Origin of the sequence: Litchfieldella xinjiangensis, assembly GCF_000759345.1 — a bacterium.
GTDB lineage: Bacteria > Pseudomonadota > Gammaproteobacteria > Pseudomonadales > Halomonadaceae > Litchfieldella_A > Litchfieldella_A xinjiangensis.
Window position 1 is genome coordinate 477402 of record NZ_JPZL01000002.1, and the last position, 18026, is coordinate 495427.

15 protein-coding genes and 1 riboswitch are annotated in these 18026 nt (G+C 62.8%); of the genes, 10 read left to right on the forward strand and 5 right to left on the reverse strand.

The genetic code is table 11. The features are described from left to right. Positions 1 to 90: 90 nt before the first annotated feature. Positions 91 to 204, forward strand: a riboswitch (TPP riboswitch). The 3 genes from JH15_RS09685 to JH15_RS09695 all read left to right on the forward strand — a co-directional run bounded on the left by JH15_RS09685 (position 194) and on the right by JH15_RS09695 (position 4902). After that, complete coding sequence (locus JH15_RS09685) at positions 194 to 1594, forward strand: sodium:solute symporter family transporter (protein WP_043529744.1); 1401 nt, start codon at positions 194 to 196, stop codon at positions 1592 to 1594. Its footprint overlaps the riboswitch before it by 11 nt. An 83-nt stretch (positions 1595 to 1677) precedes the next feature. Continuing rightward, complete coding sequence (gene ilvD, locus JH15_RS09690) at positions 1678 to 3369, forward strand: dihydroxy-acid dehydratase (protein WP_043529746.1); 1692 nt, start codon at positions 1678 to 1680, stop codon at positions 3367 to 3369. A 93-nt stretch (positions 3370 to 3462) separates the two neighbouring features. After that, entirely contained in the window at positions 3463 to 4902 is a 1440-nt protein-coding gene (locus tag JH15_RS09695; RefSeq protein ID WP_043529748.1) for an APC family permease, read from the forward strand. A gap of 20 nt (positions 4903 to 4922) precedes the next feature. Here JH15_RS09695 and JH15_RS09700 read toward each other — a convergent pair whose 3' ends face one another. The 5 genes from JH15_RS09700 to JH15_RS09720 form a co-directional block, all read right to left on the reverse strand. Next, positions 4923 to 6413: a PhnE/PtxC family ABC transporter permease gene (locus JH15_RS09700; protein ID WP_043529751.1), complete on the reverse strand. Its 1491-nt coding sequence runs from the start codon at positions 6411 to 6413 to the stop codon at positions 4923 to 4925. Between the two features lie 31 nt (positions 6414 to 6444). After that, entirely contained in the window at positions 6445 to 7098 is a 654-nt protein-coding gene (locus JH15_RS09705) for an ATP-binding cassette domain-containing protein (protein WP_043529753.1), read from the reverse strand. Further along, positions 7098 to 7949 (reverse strand): putative selenate ABC transporter substrate-binding protein, encoded by an 852-nt coding sequence (locus JH15_RS09710; RefSeq protein WP_043529754.1) that lies wholly within the window; start codon positions 7947 to 7949, stop codon positions 7098 to 7100. The genes JH15_RS09705 and JH15_RS09710 overlap by 1 nt, the downstream gene beginning before the upstream one ends. Positions 7950 to 8057: 108 nt before the next feature. Continuing rightward, complete coding sequence (locus JH15_RS09715; protein ID WP_043529756.1) at positions 8058 to 8327, reverse strand: XRE family transcriptional regulator; 270 nt, start codon at positions 8325 to 8327, stop codon at positions 8058 to 8060. A 127-nt stretch (positions 8328 to 8454) separates the two neighbouring features. Further along, the gene (locus JH15_RS09720; protein WP_043529758.1) at positions 8455 to 9141 is read right to left on the reverse strand and encodes an SDR family oxidoreductase; all 687 of its coding nucleotides are present in this window, start codon (positions 9139 to 9141) and stop codon (positions 8455 to 8457) included. A gap of 153 nt (positions 9142 to 9294) precedes the next feature. Between JH15_RS09720 and JH15_RS09725 the strand changes: the two genes are divergently transcribed. From JH15_RS09725 to JH15_RS09755, 7 genes are all read left to right on the forward strand, one after another. Beyond that, positions 9295 to 9840 carry a YaeQ family protein gene (locus JH15_RS09725; RefSeq protein ID WP_043529760.1) on the forward strand — a complete coding sequence of 182 codons (546 nt, stop codon included), beginning with the start codon at positions 9295 to 9297 and terminating at the stop codon, positions 9838 to 9840. Between the two features lie 181 nt (positions 9841 to 10021). Then, entirely contained in the window at positions 10022 to 10984 is a 963-nt protein-coding gene (locus tag JH15_RS09730; RefSeq protein WP_043529762.1) for a TAXI family TRAP transporter solute-binding subunit, read from the forward strand. Between the two features lie 67 nt (positions 10985 to 11051). After that, positions 11052 to 11597 carry a DUF1850 domain-containing protein gene (locus JH15_RS18225; RefSeq protein WP_081948966.1) on the forward strand — a complete coding sequence of 182 codons (546 nt, stop codon included), beginning with the start codon at positions 11052 to 11054 and terminating at the stop codon, positions 11595 to 11597. Positions 11598 to 11619: 22 nt separating this feature from the next. After that, positions 11620 to 13635: a TRAP transporter permease gene (locus tag JH15_RS09740; protein WP_043529764.1), complete on the forward strand. Its 2016-nt coding sequence runs from the start codon at positions 11620 to 11622 to the stop codon at positions 13633 to 13635. A 133-nt stretch (positions 13636 to 13768) separates the two neighbouring features. Beyond that, positions 13769 to 14275, forward strand: coding sequence for a 5-(carboxyamino)imidazole ribonucleotide mutase (gene purE / locus JH15_RS09745; protein WP_043529766.1), 507 nt, complete (start codon positions 13769 to 13771; stop codon positions 14273 to 14275). Between the two features lie 19 nt (positions 14276 to 14294). Continuing rightward, positions 14295 to 15422, forward strand: coding sequence for a 5-(carboxyamino)imidazole ribonucleotide synthase (locus JH15_RS09750; protein WP_043529767.1), 1128 nt, complete (start codon positions 14295 to 14297; stop codon positions 15420 to 15422). Between the two features lie 226 nt (positions 15423 to 15648). Continuing rightward, entirely contained in the window at positions 15649 to 18024 is a 2376-nt protein-coding gene (locus JH15_RS09755; RefSeq protein WP_081948967.1) for a putative bifunctional diguanylate cyclase/phosphodiesterase, read from the forward strand. Positions 18025 to 18026: the final 2 nt, after the last annotated feature.

Sequence of the window (18026 nt, forward strand, 5' to 3'; positions counted from 1 at the left end):
TTTTTCGAGTAGTTTCGCCATTATGTCAGTTTGGGTTTTATAAACCAGTTTATTGACAAGCGTTCTTAAACGTAGAATGTCCTTTCATTCACCTGTCGCCAGGGGAGTCCCGTCACGCTGACCGGACTGAGAGTGCGCCATCAGCGCAGACCCTGGAACCTGATCCGGTTGATACCGGCGGAGGAAGTGCGACATGCCCTACCTGACGTCTGCCGCGCTGGGCGCGGCCCTGCTGTTGTTCGCCTTTCTGGGGCTTCGGGCGCGCCGCGCCGACGGCGCCCTCGATGACTACATGACCGCTCGCAATTCCCAGACGGCCTCGACCCTGGGGTTGTCGTTCCTGGCCTCCGGCATGGGGGCCTGGATCCTGTTCGCCCCGCCTGAAGTGGGGGCCTTCGTGGGGCCGGTGGGGCTGGCTGGCTATGCCATCGGGGCCGCCCTGCCATTTCTCGTCTTTGCTTTGCTGGGCCCCTCGATCCGCCGCTTCCTGCCTGAAGGCAGAAGCGTTGGCGAATTCGCCCAACGCCGCTACGGTCAGGGTGTGCGCCGATATGTCTCGCTGATCTCGATACTGTACATGGCGATTTTCCTGGCGGCGGAGCTCACCGCCATTGGCGGCATTACCGCCTTGCTCTCGGGGGTTCCCGGCAGCGCCGTCGTGGTTGGGGTGGCCCTGACGACGCTGCTCTACACCGCCCTGGGTGGCTTGCGGGCAAGCCTGGCCACCGACCGTTGGCAGGCATGGCTGCTGATCGGTTTGCTGGTCGTGGTCGGTGGGGTCGGCTGGCAGCGGCTTCCCTCGCTGCCGACCGACGCAGCGATCCCCGGCATTCCCGTCGCGAGCGCCCTGAGCGTTGCCTTGACACTGGTCATCGCGGTGACGGCCGCCAACCTGTTTCACCAGGGCTATTGGCAGCGGGTGTGGGCCGCGAAGACCGGCCAGGCACTGGGGCGCGGCGCGCTGCTGGGCGGTGCGACGACCGTTATCGTGGTGGCCGTCGTGGGAGGGCTGGGCATTCTCGCGGCCATGTCGGGTACGCCGCTGGGCGAGCCGCCGATGCCGTTCTTCGCGCTACTGAGCGAGGCGCCACCTGCCTTGTCGCTGCTGGGGCTGGTACTAGCGGTCACCTTGGTCGCCTCGAGCGTGGATACCCTGCAGAACGGCATCGCGTCACTGGCGGTCAGCGAAGGGGAGGGCAGCCACCGTCAGGTCTCGTTGACCACGGCCCGCTGGATTACGGTGCTCATCATGCTGCCGGTGGTGCTCGTGGCGCTGCAGGGGCTGTCTGTCCTGCGCCTGTTTCTGATCGCCGATCTACTTTGCGCCACGGCGGTGGTGCCGGTGCTGTTGGGTCTATGGTCTCGCATGACCACAGGTGCCGCGGTTGCCGGAGGCATTGCCGGCCTGGTGGGCGCCATCATCCCCGGCTGGGTAGCCCAGGGGAGCCTGGCGGCAGGTGTGTTGACGGCGAGCTTCCCGGGGGGCGTGCCCACCCTGGGACCGTTTCTGGCGGCACTGGTCGCATCGACTGCAGTGAGCCTGCTGGTCGCCTGGTGGCGGCCGGCCATGTCACGGCCGGCCCGGGTCTATTGATGCGCTTGCAAGCCCGCGGAACGACGCCCACCCTGTAAAGCGAAACGTCGACTAAAGACGAAGTGCTTGAGAAGGGGAAACGCATGAGCGAGCAAAGCGATCCACGGCGTCGTTATTCCAGTCCGGTGGTGGATGGCCTCGGCAAGTCGGCGAGCCGGGCCATGCTGCGGGCCGTCGGGTTCACCGATGAGGATTTCCGCAAGCCCCAGGTGGGTATTGCCTCGACCTGGAGCCGTGTCACGCCCTGCAACAGCCACATCCATGAGCTGGCCGAGGCCGCCAGCGGTGGCGCGGATGCGGCGGGCGGCAAGGGGGTGATCTTCAATACCATCACTATCTCCGATGGCATCGCCAATGGCACCGAGGGCATGAAGTACTCCCTGGTCTCGCGCGAGGTGATCGCCGATTCCATCGAGACCGTGGCCGGGTGCGAGGGCTTCGATGGCCTGGTGGCGATCGGCGGCTGCGACAAGAACATGCCGGGTTGCCTGATGGGCCTGGCGCGCCTCGACCGGCCCAGTGTCTTCGTCTACGGCGGAACCATCCTGCCCGGCGAGAACCACACCGACATCGTTTCCGTATTCGAGGCGGTGGGGCAGCACGCCAAGGGCGATCTGGACCTGATCGCGGTGAAGCACATCGAGGAAACGGCCATTCCCGGTCCCGGCTCGTGCGGCGGCATGTATACCGCCAATTCCATGGCCTCGGCGATCGAGGCGCTGGGCATGAGCCTGCCCGGGAGCTCGGCGCAGAATGCCGTCTCTCGGGCCAAGCATGACGACTGCGAAGCGGCCGGGGCTGCCGTGCTTGAATTGCTCGAGCGCGACATCAAGCCTTCCGACATCATGACGCGCAAGGCCTTCGAGAATGCCATCACCGTGGTCATCGCCCTGGGCGGCTCGACCAACGCCGTCCTGCACTTGATCGCCATGGCCAACACCATCGGCGTGCCGCTCTCTCTCGAGGATTTCACCGAGATTGGCCGGCGCGTACCGGTCGTCGCCGACCTGCGGCCCAGCGGTCACTACATGATGAGCGAACTCGTCGAGATCGGCGGTATCCAGCCGTTGATGAAGACCCTGCTCGATGCCGGGCTGCTGCATGGCGACTGCCTTACCGTAACCGGCCGCACGCTGGCCGAGAACCTCGCCAACGTGGCCCCCTATCCTGCCGAGCAGCAGATCATTGCCCCGCTGGATCGGCCGTTCAAGGCCGAGAGCCACCTGCGTATCCTCTACGGCAACCTGGCGCCCGAAGGGGGCGTGGCCAAGATCACCGGCAAGGAAGGCACCCGCTTTACCGGCACGGCACGGGTCTTCGGTTCGGAAGAAGAGGCCCAGGCACGCATACTCGATGGCACCGTGGTCGCCGGGGATGTGCTGGTGATTCGCTACGAAGGGCCGCGGGGAGGCCCCGGCATGCGCGAAATGCTATCGCCGACATCGGCCATCATGGGACGCGGCCTGGGCAGCGATGTCGCACTGATCACCGATGGTCGCTTCTCCGGGGGCAGCCATGGCTTCGTGGTGGGCCACATCACACCCGAAGCCTACGACGGCGGTCCCATCGCACTCGTCCATGACGGCGACGAGATCACAATTGATGCCGAAGCCGACACCATCGAGGTGAATGTCAGTGACGAAGAGTTGATGCGCCGCCGGGCGGCCTGGCAGAAGCCCACCCCACGTTATGCGCGCGGGGCCCTGGCCAAGTACGCCAGGACGGTGAGTTCGGCCTCGACGGGGGCAGTAACGGATTTGCCGGACGTCCGTTAGTCGCCCTACCAAGGCGAGGCCTTGCATGGGAAGCGGGGACTACTAATTTTAAATTAGAGAGACATAACAACTTACGAACAGGCGGACCCCACCATGAAGAACGAGACGTCGTCAGGCAGTGGTCTTACCCGGGTGCTGGCACGCAAGGACGTGCTGGCCCTGGCCTTCGGGGCCATGATCGGCTGGGGCTGGATCGTGATGACGGGGGAGTGGATTCAATCCGCCGGCAGCCTGGGTGCCGTCACGGCCTTTGTCGTCGGTGGGCTCATCATCGTGCTGGTCGGCTTGACCTATGCAGAGCTGGCTTCCGCGATGCCTCAGGTCGGCGGTGAGCACGTCTACAGCTACCGTGCCCTGGGTCATTTCGCATCGTTCTTCTGCACATGGGCCATTGCGCTGGGGTATGTCAGCGTAGTGGCCTTCGAGGCCGTCGCGTTGCCGACGGTGGTCGAACACCTCTTCCCGAACTACGCCGTGGGTTACCTATGGACGATCGCCGGCTGGGAAGTGAATGCCACCTGGGTAGCGGTTGGCGTAGCGGGATCGCTGGTGATGCTATGGATCAACTATCTGGGCATTCGTATGGCGGCGCTGGTGCAGAAGCTCGTCACGCTGTTGATCCTGGCCATCGGCATCATGTTCATTACCGGGGCGCTGTTCGAGGGGGAGGGCGCCACCATGGAGCCGCTCTTCAATGTCGAGAACGGCATCATCGGCGGGATCATGACGGTCATCATCATGGTGCCCTTCATGTTCGTGGGCTTCGATGTGATTCCCCAGGCCGCCGAAGAGATCGACCTGCCATTTCGCGAGATTGGTCGTGTATTGATGATGTCGGTGATACTGGCCGTTTTCTGGTACGCCCTGATTATTCTCGGGACCGGGCTGATGCTCACCCCCGAGGCCCTGGCCGAAAGCTCACTGGCAGTGCCCGATGCGATGCAAGCGGTCTTCCAGGCGCCCTGGGCGGGCAATCTCATGATCCTCGCGGGCATCGCCGGTATCCTGACCAGTTGGAATGCCTTTTTCGTCGGGGGCTCACGGGCCATCTATGCCTTGGCGCATGCCGGCATGTTGCCTGCGTTTCTTGGCAAGCTGCACCCCACCTACCGCACGCCGGCGAACGCCATCGTCTTGATCGGCGTGCTGTCATGTCTCGCACCGTTCCTGGGGCGCCCGGCACTGGTTTGGCTGGTAGTGTCCGGCGGGTTGGGGATCGTCATCGCCTACTTGTTCGTGGCGATCTCCTTTGTGGTGTTGCGCCGGCGCGAACCTGACCTGGTCCGCCCTTTCCGCGTGCCCTACGGCATGCTGGTGGGATGGCTTGCGGTGCTGTTCTCGCTGGGCTTGATCGCCATGTACTTGCCTGGAAGTCCTTCAGCGCTGGCGCCGATGGAGTGGGGGATTTTCTTGGGCTGGATGATCATTGGGCTGGCACTCTATGGCTGGTCGCGCATGCGCTACGGTACGGCCCATAGCCAAGCGGTCATGAACCGGGAACTGGCAGGCAATGAGCGGCATTCTGGGTCTTGAAGCACTTCAGGCGCAGCGGGCTAGCAGCTCTGCCGGTTGATGCTGTGACGCAGGCGCAGATAGTTGCGCAGACGACGCGCCAGGATATCCACACCGATATTGAGCAGGGCAGTGATCAGGATCAGCACCATGGCACGATCGAAGCGAATCTCCTGGATGGCGCTGTCAACGTAGAAGCCCAGGGTGGTGATGCCCAGGATGCCGAGGATCGCCGTCTCGCGCATGATGATCTCCCAGCGATAGAACAGTAGCGCCAAGAACGGCCCGTAGACCCGGGGCGCAACTTCATAGGCGTAGCGGTCGATCCCGCGAGGCGCATCCTGTCGCAAGGTGATCTGGTTGCTGCGCTGACCTACCAGGTGGGCGATGATCCCGCCGTTGTGCAGGGCCAGCGCAGCCACCGCCGGCAGCATCGACGGGCCCCAGAGTTGCAGCAGGATGAAGGCGAGCAGCAGTTCCGGTGTTGAGCGCATGACCACCAGAACGATATGCCCCAGCATCCCCTTGAGCCGGCCGGTGCCGTGGCGTCCCGTGAAGTGATGCGATATCAGCGGGAACAGGGCCATGGCGAGGATCCCGGTCAGGACCAGGGCGATCTGGGTCAGCAGTAGCGTGTTCCAGATACCGGGCAGTGCCTGATTGACGAGGAGATTGCCGAGCCAGGGTATCAAGCCCTCGAGCCCTTCGCCGTTGCGCAGGGGGGCGGGGACGATATCCTGGGTGAAGAAGCGAGAGACGTTGCTCCATACGATGGGCAGCCCGGTGCCCAGCAGGAATGGAGCGGCGATCAGATACAGTGGCAACAGGCGGGGCCGGACCCACCAGCGCAGTGTGCCGATCAGCAGATAGAAAAGTATCAGTAGCGCGCCTACCGAACCGTAGGCACCTTGGGCGAACGCCGACTCCAGATAGAAGCCGAGGGTGGGCATGCCCACGAACCCCAGCACCGCACTCGAACGCAATCCGCACTCCAGCCGGTAAGCGGTATAACTGACGACATGGGGCCAGGCCTGGGCCAGGCGAGTGTAGACAAGCCCCGACACATGGTCGGTCCCCCGGGGCAAGGTGTGTGCTGGTTGCGGATCGCTCTCGTCGAGAATCTCGGCATAGACCTTGGCGAAGATGCCGGCATAGGGGATGGCGATGGCCAGCACGCCCGTCAGCGGATGCAAGCCGAAGAACTGCAGGAAGATCAGGGCCCAGAACAACTCGTGAATGGCCCGTACCACGGCGCAGAACGTTCGCACCCACAGATGACGGAAGAGCAGCGCCAGCAGGAACCCGCCGGCAGCCCCGAGCCCCACCCCGACAAAGGCGAAGGCCAGGGTGCGGAGGATGGCTTCACCGAGGAAGTCCACGGCGGCGAAGTCGGGAGCGATCAATCCCAGGAATATCCGCCCTAACTCCTGCCAGGGATCATGCGTGCTGATCTCGAAGTCGCCAAAGGCCAGACACACCATGGCCAGGGCAATGAAGCCCAGGCTGACGCGCAAGCTGGCCGAGCGGCTCATCGGCTTCTCGTGTCGGTTGTGGCGAGGGACATCAATAGAGCGGCATCAGGTCATTGGTGGTAAGGCGGTCGCTGGGCTGGTCGATGACGATCCCTCCGTCATGAATGCCCAGGACCCGGTTGCAGTAGCGCAGCGCCAGGTCGAGGTCGTGCATGGCCAATACGGCCGTAGGAAATGCATCGACGAGCATCTGCATGACCACCTCGGCTTGCGGACCATCGAGGGCCGAGACCGGCTCGTCGGCGAGCAATATCCCGCCGCCCTGATGGATGGCCCGGGCCGCCGCCACACGCTGGCGCTGTCCCCCGGAAAGCTCGCCACATGGCGAGCGGGCCTTGTCGCCCAGGCCCAGCCGCTCGAGGAGTGGCTGAATCGTCTGGCGATCACGGTGAAAAGGGCGCAGCAGGGTCGCCAGGTTGTACCAGGCTCGATGGCGTGCCAGCCCTCCCATGTAGACGTTGTGAAATACCGAAAGGGTGGGTACCAGCCCCAGGTCCTGTGGCAACAGGGTCGCTTCACGATCGCGCCACTGCGCATACATTACGCTCAGCAGGCTCGACTTGCCGACGCCGCTCTTGCCGACCAGGGCGATGCGTTCGCCCGGGTCGATCGTCAGGCTCAGGGGGCCGAGCACGCGTGTCGCGCCGTAATCGGCGACGGCGTCCTGTAAAGCCAGCGATTGCATCAGTCGATCAGATCCAGTTCCTGACCGATCTCGCGGATGATCGTATAGTCGTCATTGCTCGCCGGGATGAACCCTTCGCGCGGAAAGCTCTCGAGCAATTCGGGATCGTCCATGTCGAGCAGCGCCTGTCGTACCCGGTCGGTGAAGCCCTCACCGAAGCGCTCATCGGCATCGCCGCGGATGGTCCACTGGTAATCGGGATATTGTGGGGACTCCCACACGACCTGCACGGTATCGGTGTCGACATTGCCGGCCTCGACTTCGTTCTCCCACGCCGTGTAATTGACGGCGCCCAGTTGGTAGGCCCCGGAAGCGACCAGCGACACGGTGCGGCTATGGTTATCGCTGAAACCGACGCGCGCGAAGATATCCTCGGGGGCTTCGCCGAAATGCTCGCGCAGGAAGTATTCGGGCATCAGCCGTCCGGAGGTCGATCCCTTGGCACCGAAGGTGAAGGTCAGGTCCCGCATGTTGTCGCTCAGGCTGTCACTGGGTTCGAGCCCGGCGCTCTCATGGGCGATGAAGTAGGTCACGAATCTCGCATCCTCGACACCCTGGGCCAAGGCCTGGGAACCGGGAACCTGTTCGCGCGCCTGGACGCCCGAGAGTCCGCCGAACCAAGCCAGCTGCACCTGGTTGTTGCGGAATGCCGTCACTGCCGCGGCATAGGACTTAACCGGTACGAAACGCACCTCGACATCCAGTTCGTCTTCCAGGTAATCGGCCACTTTCTGGAAGCGCTCCTGAAGACGAGTCTCGTCTTCGTCGGGAATGGCGGTGAACACGAAGGTATCCGCAACGGCCAGCGGTGTAACGAGCATGGCCAGGGTCATCACGACAGGGCGAAGCATGGGCAGCGTCTCTTGGCAAAAAAGGGCTTAAAGGATAGCCAAAAAGCCCCTTTCATCACAGGAATACATCCGCTGCCCGGAGGCGTGTCGGTTATCGATGCTGGGCGATCAGGACTCATCCTCTACGCAATCGCGCAGGGCCTGAAGTTCGTCGACGGAAAAATGTTCGATCTTGCCGGCCAGCAGGTCGCTGAGCCGTTGGGGGGGGATGCCTGCGCGCTGGGCGATTTCTCGGTTACCCAACTCGGAGATGGCGATGCGTCGTGTAACGACGCGCATCAGGCGACTGCGTTTTTCCAGTTCCCTGACATCAAGGTCGGGCGCCATTCGGGGAGGTTCAAGGGCGTCCCAACCGGTCAATAATCGTGCCGTGCTCATGTGGCTCCATTGGCTTGGCTTGCAACACGTGAAGCATGCAAGTTTTTCGAGCGATGCGCCAGCGTCGCGATGAGGAATTTTTTCACTGCGCGAGGCGCTGACGCATCGATACGATTCATGTTACCGATCACTCCAGGGGTGGGGTCGGCCGCACCAGGATTTCATTGACGTCGACGTGCGCCGGTTGGCTCACGGCATAGATCACCGCATTGGCGATGTCGCGGTCTTGAAGGGCGTGCTGGGGCGGCTCGTCGAAGAACGGCGTATCGACCATGCCGGGTTCGATCAACGTCACGCGAATACCCGTACCGCGCAGTTCTTCGCGTACGTTGTAGCCGATGCCGCTGACGGCCCACTTGGTTGCGCTGTACATGGAGCCGGGGATGGTGGTGCGCCCGGCGGCAGAACCGGTCAACAGTACGTGGCCGCGGCTGGCGCGCAGGGCCGGCAGGGTGGCCTGCAAGGTCAGCCCCACACCGTAGACGTTGGTCAGGATCATGTCGCGCCAGGCCTCGGCATCGGCGCCACTGAAACCGCCGGGGGAGCCGCCTCGTCCGGCATTGGCGAATACCACATCCAGGCGACCGAACGTCTCCAGCGCCTCGTCGACGGCGGCTTTTTGATTATCCAGCGAGGTGACGTCGCAGCCGATCGGCAGTACGTTTTCCGGCCCCAGCTCCTGGGCCAACGATTCCAGCTTTTCCTTGGAGCGTGCGGTCAGCACCAGCTTGTAGCCTTCCTTTACCGCAGCACGTGCCGTGGCCGCGCCAATACCACTCGATGCCCCGGTAATCATCATTACGCGATCGCCCATTGTCCTATGAACTCCTTCCTTCCGTGAATGTGCTCTCCTAGCAGGATGGGTCAGCATTTGGCATGGGACAAGCCGGTCTATGCCCCGTTTCGCTGCGTTGCGTCAGCGATGGGAGTAGACTGCGCCTCCCTTGTTCCTGATTTCGAGACCGACATGGCCCTTAGCGCAACTCCCTACAAGGTCGAGCTCAACATTACCGACCTCGATCGCGACGTCTATGCCAACCCCCGTTTCACCATGGCGCGTCATCCTTCGGAAACCGAGGATCGGTTGGCATCGCGCCTGCTGGCGCTGGCGCTGTGGTACGACGAGTCGCTGAGCTTCGGACGGGGCCTGTCGAATGTCGAGGAGGCGGCGCTATGGCAAAAAACGCTGGATGGCCGGATTGCCCACTGGATCGAAGTCGGCCAGCCCGATGCCGACCGCCTGACCTGGTGTTCGCGGCGCTGCGAGCGCCTGTCGTTGATGGTCTATGGCGAGCGGCGCGTCTGGGAGAGCAAGGTATTGGCCGGGGTTTCCCTCGACAATCTTTCGGTGGTCGCCTTGCCGCCCAAGGAATTGTCCGAACTGGCGGCCGGCATGTCGCGTAGCCTCGATTGGACCGTGATGATCAGTGGCGACACCCTATTCGTGACCGTGGACGAGGAACAGCACGAACTGCCACTGACCTGGCTGAAGGGAGAGCGTCACCAGAGGTAGCACGCTACGACCAAAGTCCTTGTTGAAGAAATTCCTGCAAAATGTCGAAATATTCGACGGTTACCCGAGTCGATACAGACATGCTAGCTTTCAACGAGGCGCTGTTGCAGGGTGGGTTTGCGGCAATGCCCTTCGACCGAACGTCTATAACAATGTCAGAGAACTGACCGGAGGAATACAGATGCGAGTGCTAACGTATGCCGTTGCGGCAACCCTAATTGCCACGGCGCCGGCCGCCATGGCTCAGCAGCAGGTCTCTATCGCCACGGGGGGTACAGGCGGCACCTACTACCCTTATGGGGGTGGTCTGGCTGAACTGATCAACAATAACCTCGAAGGCTATAGTGCCGTGGCTGAAGTCACCGGCGCTTCGGTCGAGAACATGGGCCTGATCTACCGCGGCGATTCCGATATCGCTCTGGCGCTGGCCGACACCGTCTACCAGGCCTATTCCGGCACCGGCGACTTCGAAGACCGTCAGCTGCCCGATACCCGCGCCCTGGCCTCGATTTATCCCAATGCCGTCCAGTTGGTGACCATGGCGGATTCCGATATCGAATCGCTGCAGGACCTCAAGGGCAAGCGTGTTTCGGTAGGCGCACCCGGCAGCGGCACCGAGCTCAATGCGCGCGCGCTGCTCGAAGCCAATGGCATTACTTACGACGATTTCGATCCCCAGCGCCTGAACTTCAACGAGACGGCCGACGCCATCCGCGACGGCGATATCGATGCCGGTTTCTGGAGCGTGGGCCCGCCCACCAGTTCCATTCTCAACCTGGCGACTACCCGCGACGTGCGCCTGATCCCGCTGTCCGACGAGGAGATCGCCAACGCTCGCGAGGAAGAACCGGTATTCGCGGCCTATGACCTGCGTGCCGGTCTCTATGAGGGCATGGACGAAGCGGTGCAGACCATTTCGATTCCTAACGTGCTGGTGGTCGACGCAAGCCTGGATGAGGAACTGGCCTACCAGGTCACCAAGCTGCTGTTCGAGAAGACGGACGAACTGATCGCCATCCATCCGGCAGCCAACGACACGACCGTTGAATTCAGCGTCAATTCGACGCCGATTGCCTTCCACCCGGGGGCACTTCGCTATTACGAGGAAGTCGGTGCCGAGGTGTCGGACGAGCAGCGTCCCTGATCGAGCAATAGACGAATGAAGCAATGGCACGTCAAGCCATGACGAGTCGCGCCATGACGAGTCGCGCATGACGAGACAATCCAAGCCATGGGGGCGGGCCTTGCTGCCCGCCCTTTCCTTGTGTGTGGCAGTGAACACGCTGTGCCTGGTGTCGAGCGTGCAGGCCGGTGGCCCGCAGCAGGGCGAGTCGCCCGAACCAGCGACGCCGGCAGGCGCCTGGTTGGACGTACTCGATGCCGAGCAGCAGCGTATCGCTACCCTGGCCATGCCTTCCGGGGCAGGGTGGTGCATGGTATGGAACCACTCCGTGGAGGGGTTTCCGGTGCATGACTGTTACCGCAATCGGGACGGTCGCATGGTGCTCGAGCGCAGTCATCAACCCGATTACGCTGCGGGGCTGGGGCCCGTACTCGGTCGCGGCAAGCCGCGCTCCGACGGCGCAGGCGGTTACTGGATCGAGGATATCGATGAGCCGGTAATCGGAAATCGCTATCTGCTTCGGGTCGGTTCGCCCAAGGTCAATCATCGGTTGGTGAATGGCGACACGCTGATCAGTCTCAGTGAGCTGGCCGCAGGGGAGCGGGTGGAGATTCACCTGCGCACCGAAAAATAAGTAAGTAAAACACGAGGTCCTTATGAGCGAGCCTGGAACGTCGGCCATCGTACCCGGGAGCCAAGCCAACCACTCCCGCCCCATCCTCTGGCTGATCACGCTGGTGGCGGTGGCGCTATCGCTGTTTCAGATGTACTCCGCGGGCATTCAGCCCCTGGGCCTCTTCTATCAGCGCAGCATTCACCTGGCCCTGGTGATGATGCTGGCCTTCCTGATGTTTCCGGTCTTCGGACCCCACCGCAAGCGCGGCGTGGTCGGAGGCATCATCGATCTGGCATTCTTCGGCGGGGCGTTGCTGACCGGCGGTTACCTGGTCCTGTACCTCGACGAAATCATTTCGCGGGCGGGGTTCTGGAGCCAGACCGATATCGTCGTAGGCTGCATTGCCACGATCACCGTGCTCGAGGCCAGCCGGCGGGCGGTGGGGCTGGGCATGACGATCATCGGTCTGCTGGCCATCGTCTATGCCTTTGCCGGGCCAAGGGGGGAGTTGCCCTGGTTGAGCGACTTTATGCCGGGGATCATGGAGCACCGGGGCTACGGCCTCGATCGTCTGGTCGGCCAGCTCTACCTGGGGCAGGAAGGGATTTTCGGTTTGCCGCTGGGCGTCGCGGCAACCTATATCTTCGTCTTCGTACTGTTCGGCGCCTTTCTCGAGAGTACGGGCGCCGGCAAGTTCTTCATCGACATGGCCTATGCCGCCACCGGGCGCCAACGCGGCGGGCCCGCCAAGGCGGCGGTACTCGCGTCGGCCGGCATGGGGTCGATTTCGGGAAGCGCCATCGCCAACGTGGTGACCACCGGGGCCTTTACCATTCCTCTGATGAAGCGTCTGGGCTACAAGCCGCACCAGGCAGGCGGTATCGAGGCGGCAGCCTCGACCGGGGGCCAGATAACGCCGCCGTTGATGGGCGCCGGGGCCTTCCTGATTGCCGAATATACCAACGTGCCGTACCTCGAGATCGTCAAGATCAGCATCCTCCCGGCGATCATGTACTTCGCCACGGTCTACCTGTTCGTGCACATCATCGCACTCAAGCAGGGCATGCAGGGAGTACCGCGCTCGGACCTGCCCAAGATGCGCGACGTGATGCATGCGGGCTGGCACTTCCTGCTGCCACTTGCGGTGCTGGTGTGGCTGCTGGTGATGAACATGTCGCCGATGCGCGTGGGCTTCTATGCGGTGATTTCGGTGATCGCCGTGGCGGTGTTGCGCTATGCGATCTGGTTCTTCTTCGTAGCGCCCCAGCAGGGCCAGAACGTGACCCTGGCGAGTACCGCCGGCGTGGTGAAGGCGGGTCTCGTCAAGCTGGTCGAAGGCCTGGAGCTCGGCGCACGCAATGCCGTTGCGGTTTCCATGGCCTGTGCCGTGGCCGGCATCATCGTCGGTGTGGTGGGCCTGACTGGGCTGGGGCTTAAGTTTTCGGCCATGATGATGGCATTCTCCGGCGGCAACCTGTTCCTGGCCCTGGTCATGGTGCTGCTGGCCAGTCTCGTATTGGGCATGGGGCTTCCGGTCACCGCAAGCTACATCGTGCTGATCGTGTTGGTTGGCCCGGCACTGACCAATGAATTCGGCGTGCCGCTGGTGATCGCGCATCTGGTGGTGTTCTGGTACTCCCAGGATTCCAACGTCACGCCACCCATTGCGCTCGCCGGGTTCGCCGGGGCGGCGATTGCCGGCAGCAAGCCCATGGAAACCGGGTTCCAGGCCTGGAAATTCGCCAAGGGCCTCTACCTGATCCCGCTGTTCATGGTCTACAACCCCGAAATCATCATAGGTGGGCCGGCGGTGCTCGTTGCCTGGAATGCGCTGATTGCGATTGCGGCACTGCTCGCCTTTGCGGCGAGTCTCGAGGGGTACCTGTTCACGCGCATGGACCCCGTTTCGCGATTGGCCCTGGTGGCGGCCACCGTCGGCGTGTTCTACCCCAACCCCTATGCCGAGGTGGCAGGGCTGGCAACGATCCTCGTGGTGCTGGCATCCAACTGGCTGAATTACCGTCGCCATGGCAGTGCCGTGACCGATCCCATGTAAGGTGGGCGGACCTTTCCTCTCCGGGGATATCCCGGTATGCTGCGCGGTTTTCGGACGCTCTCGCCCCCCGACTCCGCACGCATGACGCTGGCACATCCCGGGGGAGGAGACGCCAACTGGCAGGGGGAGAGGCATGTCAACGTCGAAGCAAGCGCCGCGAGTGGGCGTGATCATGGGTTCCAAGTCCGACTGGCCGATCATGGAGCATGCCGTGGCCATGCTGGAGCACCTCGGTGTGGCTTGCGAGACGCGTGTCGTTTCCGCCCACCGCACACCCGATCTGCTGTTCGATTATGCCAAGAGCGCCGCTGAACGTGGCCTCCAGGTGATTGTCGCCGGTGCGGGCGGGGCGGCTCATCTCCCGGGTATGGTCGCTTCGCAGACCGCGCTGCCAGTGTTGGGGGTTCCGGTAGAATCCAAATCGCTGAAAGGACTGGATTCCTTGCTTTCAATTGCTCAGATGCCCGGCGGCATCGCCGTGGGCACATTGGCCATCGGCAAGGCGGGTGCGACCAATGCGGGGCTGCTTGCCGCACAGATCGTGGCACTTCAGGACGATCGTGTACGTGCCGCCGTCGAGGCTTTCCGCACCGAACAGACCCAGAAAGTCCTCGACAACCCCGATCCGCGGGCCGAGTGAGCAGACGAAGGAGAGCGACATGAATATTGGCATCCTGGGTGCTGGCCAGCTAGGCCGCATGCTTGCACTGGCGGGCTATCCCTTGGCCAACCGCTTCACGTTCCTCGATACCACGGGTCAGCCCAGTGCCGGCATCGGTGACATCATGGTGTTCGAAAGCCACGCCGAGAACGACCCGGGGCAGCTCGACGCCTTCCTGGCCAAGGTCGACGTGGTCACTTACGAGTTCGAACACTTGCCCGTCGATCTGGTACGTGCCATAGAAGCCCAGAAGCCGGTCTATCCCTCCAGCCAAGCCATTCAGGTGTGCCAGAACCGGGCCGAGGAAAAGGCGCTGTTCGATCGCCTGGGCATTCCGACCCCGCGCTATCGACTGGTGGAGAGTGCCGAGCAGCTCGAGGCGGCGGCGCGCGAGCTGGGCTGCCCTGTCGTGGCCAAGTCGATCACCGAGGGCTATGACGGCAAGGGCCAGGCCGTGCTGCGCGACCCTGCCGAGGCGGCCGAGGCCTGGCAATCCATTGGCCATTCCCGGTTGATCGTCGAAGCCTTCGTCGATTTCGTCCGTGAGGTTTCCATCATCGCGGTACGGGGCCGTGACGGGCAGGTGGTTTTCTACCCCATGGCCGAGAACGTGCATGTCGACGGTATCCTGCGCTACTCGCTGGCGCCTATGCCCGATCTTGATGCCCAGGTACAGCAGACCGCCGATGACTACATCCGCGCCTTGCTCGATGCGCTCGATTATGTCGGTGTACTCACGCTCGAACTGTTCCAGACCCGGGATGGCGAATTGCTGGCCAACGAGATGGCGCCCCGGGTCCACAACTCGGGCCATTGGAGCATGGATGGTGCCGTGACCAGCCAGTTCGAGAACCACCTGCGTGCCATCCAGGGGCTGTCGCTGGGCGATACGGCGGCGCGACAGCCCACCTGCATGATCAACGTCATCGGCCGCGAAGGCGACCCGGAATCGATCCTGGCGATTGGCGACGCCCACCTGCATCGCTACGACAAGGACGAGCGTCCCGGCCGTAAGCTTGGGCATGTCAACCTGGTGGCGCCCAGTCATGCCGAACTCCTGGAAAAGGTGCGCGCCTGTGCGGCCCTCTTGCCCGACGCGCCTGAGCCGCAGTTCAGCTTCGAGTAACGTTCCCGTCCTTCCTGCTTCACACCACGAGGCCGCCGTTTTTCACGGCGGTCTCGTGGTGTGAAGCACTCCTCGCCCGCCCGGTAAATAGAGCGATCATTTCGGCCGGCCGATCCTGAAGGGGCCGTCGTCAGCGCTCAGTCAACGCGCACCACCCTTGGCCAATCGCCAACCCCGTTTAAATCGGTTACAAGTATTCCATCTTGTTAACGTGACACGACGGCACATGTATCAGATAACCGGAAAGCAGCAGGGTGGGGCGGATGATGCGCCAGCGCCGAGTGGCGAGCGGTATCTGGGTGCCTATCGGACCAACGCCAGGCGGCTCCAGGCCGAGCAGGTCGCCCTGCTGTTTCAGGGCCTGTGGCAACCGGTGCTGGCCAGTGCCACAGCGGCAACTCTGCTGGTAGCCGCGATGTGGCCGGTGCTCGATCGGGTCATGTTGCTCACTTGGCTCGCTGCGCTGCTGAGCGTATCGGGATTGCGGCTATGGCTGGCCCGCTGGTATCTACGCTTGCCTAGCGAACGCCAGCGGCAGCAACGCTGGTTGTGGCGTTTTTCCCTGGGCACCGTGGCCTCCGGCGCGGTCTGGGGCATGGCAGGCATCGTCATGTTCGCCCCCCAGCACCCGACGCAACTTGCTGCGTTGGCCATCGTCCTGGCCGGGATTGCCGCCGGTGGGATCACGACCCTTTCCTCGGTCTGGTGGGTGGCGTTGGCCTTCGTGATACCCATCCTGTTGCCCTTGATGGTTCAGTTCCTGATCCAGGGTTCTGCCGTATCACTGCTGATCGGGTTACTCATGCTGCTCTTGCTGGGTCTGGTGACCGTCTCCAGCGGTCGGCTGAGCAAGATCATCCGCGACAACATCGGCTTGCGCCTAACCATGGCGTCTCGCGAGGCGCAGCTGTTGGAGAGCGAGAACCGCTATCGAATGATTTTTCATTACTCGCCCCTGGGGGTCTTTCATTTCGACCGCCATGGCGTTCTGGTCGACTGCAATGACAAGTTCATCGACATCATGGGCTCCGCCCGAAGCCGCCTGGTGGGACTGAATCTGCTGCATGCCATTGACGATGTCAGCGTCAAGGCAGCCATACGCAACGCGCTCGACAGTGGGGTTGGCTACTACGAAGGGGTCTACCGTGCGACGACGTCCGGAAAGGTGACGCCATTGCGAGGCTTTTTCAGCGGTGTGCGTAACATGGGCGGCGATATCAGCGGTGGGGTGGCCGTGGTCGAGGACTTCACCGAGCGCAAGCGTACCGAAGCCATCATCCATCATCAGGCCTACTACGATGCGCTGACCGATCTGCCCAACCGCCGCATGCTCCTCGATCATCTCGCCGAAACGCTCAAGACGCATCGTGGCGAGGGAGAACATGGCGCGCTCTTTTTCCTCGATCTGGATCGTTTCAAGTCGGTCAACGACTCCCTGGGGCATGCCTACGGCGATCATCTTCTGATCCAGGTCGCGGATCGCCTCCGCGACGTGCTGGGTGACGAGGACATGGCGGCGCGCCTGAGCGGGGACGAATTCGTGGTCATGCTACCGCGGCTGGGGCGCCGGGAGGCGACCGTGCGCGACGATGCTCAAATGCATGCAGAGCAACTGCTGCAAGCGCTTACGCAGCCCTACCAGATCGATGACCGACGGGTGAATGTCACCCCCAGTATCGGCTATGTGGTATTTCCGGCTGCAGCCGAGACCCCGGAAAATGTACTCAAGTACGCGGATACGGCCATGTATCGCGCCAAGGCCCGGGGGCGGGCGCAGGTGTGCGGTTACGAGCCGAGCATGCAGGCAGAGGTCGAAGAGGGCCTGGCTCTCGAACAGGCGTTGCGCTCGGCCGTGCATGATGGCTCGCTGTACCTTCACTATCAGCCTCAGGTCGACGGTCATGGGCGTATCGTCGGAGCCGAGGCGTTGCTGCGCTGGGAGCATCCGCAGTGGGGGCGGATCCCGCCAGACCGGTTCATACCCGTAGCCGAGGAGAGCGACCTGATCGTCGAGCTCGAGGTCTGGGTGCTTCGGCAAGCCCTGGCATGCCTCGCCGAGAGTGGTGCCGCGCGTCTGCCCACGCTTTCGGTGAATATCAGTGCACGCCACTTCAGTCACAGCGATTTCCTGCCGCGCTTGGCCGAGCTGATCATGCATGCGGGCGTTGCGCCGTCTCGTCTGGTGCTGGAACTGACCGAAAGCGTGCTGATCGATAGCCTGGACGCGGCAGCGTCACGCATGCAAGCGATAAAGGACATCGGTGTGGGGATTGCCATCGATGACTTCGGTACCGGCTACTCATCGCTCTCCTATCTCAAGCGCTTACCGGTCGACGAGCTCAAGATCGATCGTAGTTTCATCGACGATATCGACGAAACAGGTGCCGAAACCGGCATCGTCGAGGCGATCATTGCCGTGGCGCACCACTTGCGCCTGCGGGTGATTGCCGAGGGGGTCGAAACGCAAGCGCAACGCGATTTCCTGGCCGAGCACGGCTGCTGTCTTTACCAGGGCTTCTGGTTCCATCGCCCCATGCCGTTAAGCGACTTCAAGCGTTGCCTGGATGCGCCCCGGCGCCCGCATTCGGCGCCGGCCTCATAAGC